Annotated in this window: 4 protein-coding genes; all 4 read left to right on the forward strand. The window is 28.0% G+C overall.

Features of this window, described 5'->3' with window-relative positions:
- Positions 1 to 1164 (forward strand): RES family NAD+ phosphorylase (locus tag ASE55_RS02820; RefSeq protein WP_056215274.1); only part of this gene is annotated, 1164 nt, incomplete at its 5' end.
- A 170-nt stretch (positions 1165 to 1334) separates the two neighbouring features.
- On the forward strand, positions 1335 to 2264 hold the full coding sequence (locus ASE55_RS02825; protein ID WP_056215277.1) for an ABC-three component system protein: 930 nt from the start codon (positions 1335 to 1337) through the stop codon (positions 2262 to 2264).
- Positions 2257 to 2490 carry an ABC-three component system middle component 8 gene (locus ASE55_RS02830; RefSeq protein ID WP_056215280.1) on the forward strand — a complete coding sequence of 78 codons (234 nt, stop codon included), beginning with the start codon at positions 2257 to 2259 and terminating at the stop codon, positions 2488 to 2490. The genes ASE55_RS02825 and ASE55_RS02830 overlap by 8 nt, the downstream gene beginning before the upstream one ends.
- A 3-nt stretch (positions 2491 to 2493) precedes the next feature.
- Positions 2494 to 4251, forward strand: a complete 1758-nt coding sequence (locus ASE55_RS02835) for a DUF2326 domain-containing protein (RefSeq protein WP_056215283.1) — start codon at positions 2494 to 2496, stop codon at positions 4249 to 4251.
- The last annotated feature ends 12 nt before the right edge of the window (positions 4252 to 4263 follow it).

Raw genomic sequence — 4263 nt, forward strand, 5'->3', positions numbered from 1 at the left:
CGAACTATGGATGAAAATTTTTTTTTATGTAGCAATTGTTGTAAAGATGAGTCATTAAAAAATTATGTTTTAATCAACTCTAATAAAAATTCATTTCCATGCACAATTTGTTTATCTAATAATTATAATATAGATGTAACAATTAACGAGAAATTTAATAGATTTTGCAGATTTCTAATTAGATATCATTTTCCAGAGTATATATATAATTCACGATGGGGTGGCGAGGATTTTCCACTTCCATTTTATATACAGAACAGTATAATCAATCATGAATTTGCAGATAAAATATCTAGAGAAGAAGAAATAGATCAATTTATAGATACACTATTTGATTTAAATGAATATCCTTTTGATGACTTATATTATGGGTATGACGATACTGGAAGGGGTTTGTTTTCTTATTCTTTAAAAGAAAATGGTTCAAAATATTGGCATAAATATAAATCAGAATTACAAAAAAAGAATCATTACCTTTTAATAAATGAAGCTTCTTTAATATTCAAACAAGCTTTTGAAGATAATAAATACACCTTGCCCTCTGGCACTCTATTGTACAGAGCTAGAATAGGATACAAAGAAGAAAAAATAGAAGAAGAATTTTCAGTTAAAATAAAAAAAGCTTTCGAAAAAGATTCAATCTCGTCTCCCCCAATTTTTAAATCAACTTCGGGTAGGTTGAACAGGCAAGGAGTTTCTTACTTATACCTGGCTTCTAGTGAAGGAGTGGCTTTAGGAGAGGTTAGACCACAACCAGGGCATTATGTTTCTATAGGTTGCTTTGAAAACTTGGACGATCTTAAAATGGCAGATTTAAGATTTATAAATTTATATGATCATTTTGATGATAAAGAAAGTTTAAAAAAATATCTTTTTCTCAAAGACATTTCAGATGAATTATGTTCTCCTATTCTCCCAGAGATGAATGAACAATATTTAATAACTCAATTTATTTCTGATATTATTAGAGATTTAGAGTATGATGGAATTTTATTTAAAAGTTCTGTTTATGAAGGTTATAATGCACTTATTTTTGATTCTTCTAAATTTAAATATACTTCGAAAAACTCATCATTAGTTAAAATAAAGAGTTTAGAGTATTTAACAGAGGCTGTTATTTATGATAACAATGCTTTTACGGGGTTACCTGAAGAAAGAAAATAAAAAAAAGTATAACCGTGAGTAGTAAATATTAATGAGAACATCAAAACTGATTAATCATAATAAAACCAAAATTTGAGATCTATTTAGATAAGAACTATTGTCATTTGATAGACTCATACTTGTTAAATCATCTTATTATCATTGATTTCTTTAATTATATTTGAAACTTTATGAGAAAATATCCCTTACATTATTTAAATGATACCGAATTTGAAAATTTAGCTACATTGATTTGTAAAAAAATTCTCGGAGAAGCTGTTATTCCTTTTGCGAAAGGTACGGACGGAGGAAGAGATGGTAGATTTCACGGAAAAGCAAATTGTTTTCCAAGCACAACAGAACCTTGGGATGGAAAAATAGTTATTCAGGCAAAACATACAACAAAGGAGAATACAAGTTGTTCTGATAGTGATTTTCAAAAGATTCTTAAGAATGATGTAGTTTCTGCAATTGAGCGTTTGAAAGGTGTAAAAAAGGTAGAGTATTATATGCTTTTTACCAATCGCAAATTAACAGGTAAGCAAGATGAGAAAATTGAAAATTTAATTGATGAAAATACAGGCATTACAAATATTGTTATTGCAGACGAGAAAATACAACAGTGGTTACAAGCCTATCCCGATATAGTTAAAGAAGCAAAATTACAGAGTTTGTTAACGCCATTACAGTTTGATGAGCAGGACTTAAAAAACCTCATTATTGAATTTCACAAAACCATTCCCGATACAAGTATAGCAGGAAAAAGTGAAGAAGATTTTACTTATGTGGCAATAGAACGTAAAAATGAGATTAATGCTTTAAGTCAAGATTATTTTGATGAAATAATTAAAAAGAATTACACATATTTTGATTTTATTCGAGATTTTTTGAAAGATCCAATCAATAAATCTTTAAAAGAAATTTATGATGATACAATAGATGATTTAAATGCCAAAATTGTAATCAAAAGAAGTGCATATAATGCTTTTGAACATCTGTTGGAAGAATTATATGATTATGTAATTACTAATAATTCTGAATTAGCAGGAAAGAAAAGATTAATTCGTCTATTTTTGCACTATATGTATTGCACTTGTGATATAGGTAAAAAAGATGCTTAAACCAGACAAACATACAGATATAAAATATTCAGTTGTATATCTTTCTGCTATTATGTTGAAAGAAATACAGCTGAGTGGTATTATTAAGTACGATGAATTAAAAAATATCTTAATGCAAAAAATAGGAAACAAAGCAAATGAGAATTTTGAGCAAGCACTTTCTTTTTTATATCTTTTGGATAGAATTCACTATTTAAAGGAACTTGATTCTATCAAACAAAACTAGATAATGAAATTAGTCAAAATATACGCTAACAAAAATCTTAAGAACATTGAGTTTAATCCAAAATTCAATGTAGTATTGGCTACTATCAATGATAAATTAAATAAAAAAGACACTCATAACCTAGGAAAGACATCTTTAATACACGTAATCAATTTTATTCTTTTAGGTTCTTTCAATAAAAAAATATTTGAAAATGATATTTTCAGAGGTGTTATATTTTATGGAGAGCTAAAGTTGAATAGTGGACAATACCTTACCATTAGAAGGGAAATAGATACTAATACGAAAATTTCATTTAAGATCGATGACAATAAAAGTCAAAACTTTAATCCTCCTATTATTTGGGATGAAGAAAATCTTCCTTTCGACAAGTCTAGAAAAAAATTAAATGAATATTTGGGATTTGATGTTGTTATAAATTTTGACTATCGAAAATCTATTACATATTTTTTAAGAACACAACAAGATTTTCTTGACGTCTACAAATTGGACAAGTTCAAAGGAAAACATATTGATTGGAAACCTTTTGTATTTGAGCTCCTGGGATATGACAGTAATTTGATAATTAAAAAACTATCATTAGAGGATGATATTGAAAAGAAAAAAGGAATTATAAAAGTTCTGAAAGAAGAAGCCCGCATAAACATTGAAGACAAAGATAAATTAGAAGGTTTGCTTGATATTAAAAAACAGGATTTAGAAGTAGCATTACACACTATTGATAAATTTAATTTTTTTGAACAGGACAAAAGCCTTAACAAAGAATTGATTGAGCAAATAGATAATAAAATACAACTCTTGAACACAGAGCGTTATCGCTTGGATTATGAAGTCAACAAGCTTGAAGAGTCTTTGTCCCATTTAAATCTAAATATTAAAATTCAGGATTTAGAAGAATTATATAGAGAAACTGAACTTTATTTTCCTGAGGTTTTAAAGAAAGACTATTCAGACTTAATAAAATTCAATGAAGCAATATCTATAGACAGAAAGAAATATCTAAATGAAAATTTAGAAGATTTAAAGACACAGATTACTGCTGTAAATAAAGAACTTAAAAGCCTTGAAATTGATAAAAGTGATAAGCTTGCATTTCTGACTGAGAAAGATAGTTATGAAAAATTTAAATCATACCAAAAAAAGCTTTCTAAATTAGAAGCAGAAATTAGTAGAATTTATGACAAGATAATAGCTGTCGACCAATCTTTGGAAATCGATGAACAAATTCAGGGAATACATTTGCAGGTCGAAAATGCGGTAACAGCGATTAGGGAGGCTGTGAGCAAAAGAAAGCACGCAGAGATAAACAGAATTTTCAATAATATTATTGTTGATATTCTCGGAACCAATGCTTTAATATCAATACAGCTGAACAAGCAAGGAAATGTAGAATACAGTGCTGATTATCAAAATCCAGCCGATCTATTAACTACTTCTGAATCACAGGGTACTACATATAAAAAAATACTTTGTATGGCTTTTGATTTGGCTCTATTAATTCACTATCGTAAAAATTCTTTTTATAGATTTGCTTATCACGATGGAATTTTAGAAGGGCTCGATGATCGTATAAAAATCAAATTATTGAACAAGGTAAAAAGCATCTGTGATGAATATGATTTACAATACATCCTATCATTGATTGATTCGGATATACCTACTGATGAAAAAGGGGAAAAATATATTTTCACGCCTGATGAAATTTGCTTGGAGCTAAATGACCGAGATGATTTAGGAAAACTTTTCCTTCATAGTTTTTAATTTATATTTAAA

Origin of the sequence: Chryseobacterium sp. Leaf201, assembly GCF_001421435.1 — a bacterium.
Classification (GTDB): domain Bacteria; phylum Bacteroidota; class Bacteroidia; order Flavobacteriales; family Weeksellaceae; genus Chryseobacterium.

What these genes read in the sequence shown, in the direction of transcription:
- ASE55_RS02825 (WP_056215277.1), top strand. Translation starts at nt 1,335, where the DNA reads ATGAGAAAATATCCCTTACATTATTTAAATGATACCGAATTTGAAAAT.
- ASE55_RS02830 (WP_056215280.1), top strand. Translation starts at nt 2,257, where the DNA reads ATGCTTAAACCAGACAAACATACAGATATAAAATATTCAGTTGTATAT.
- ASE55_RS02835 (WP_056215283.1), top strand. Translation starts at nt 2,494, where the DNA reads ATGAAATTAGTCAAAATATACGCTAACAAAAATCTTAAGAACATTGAG.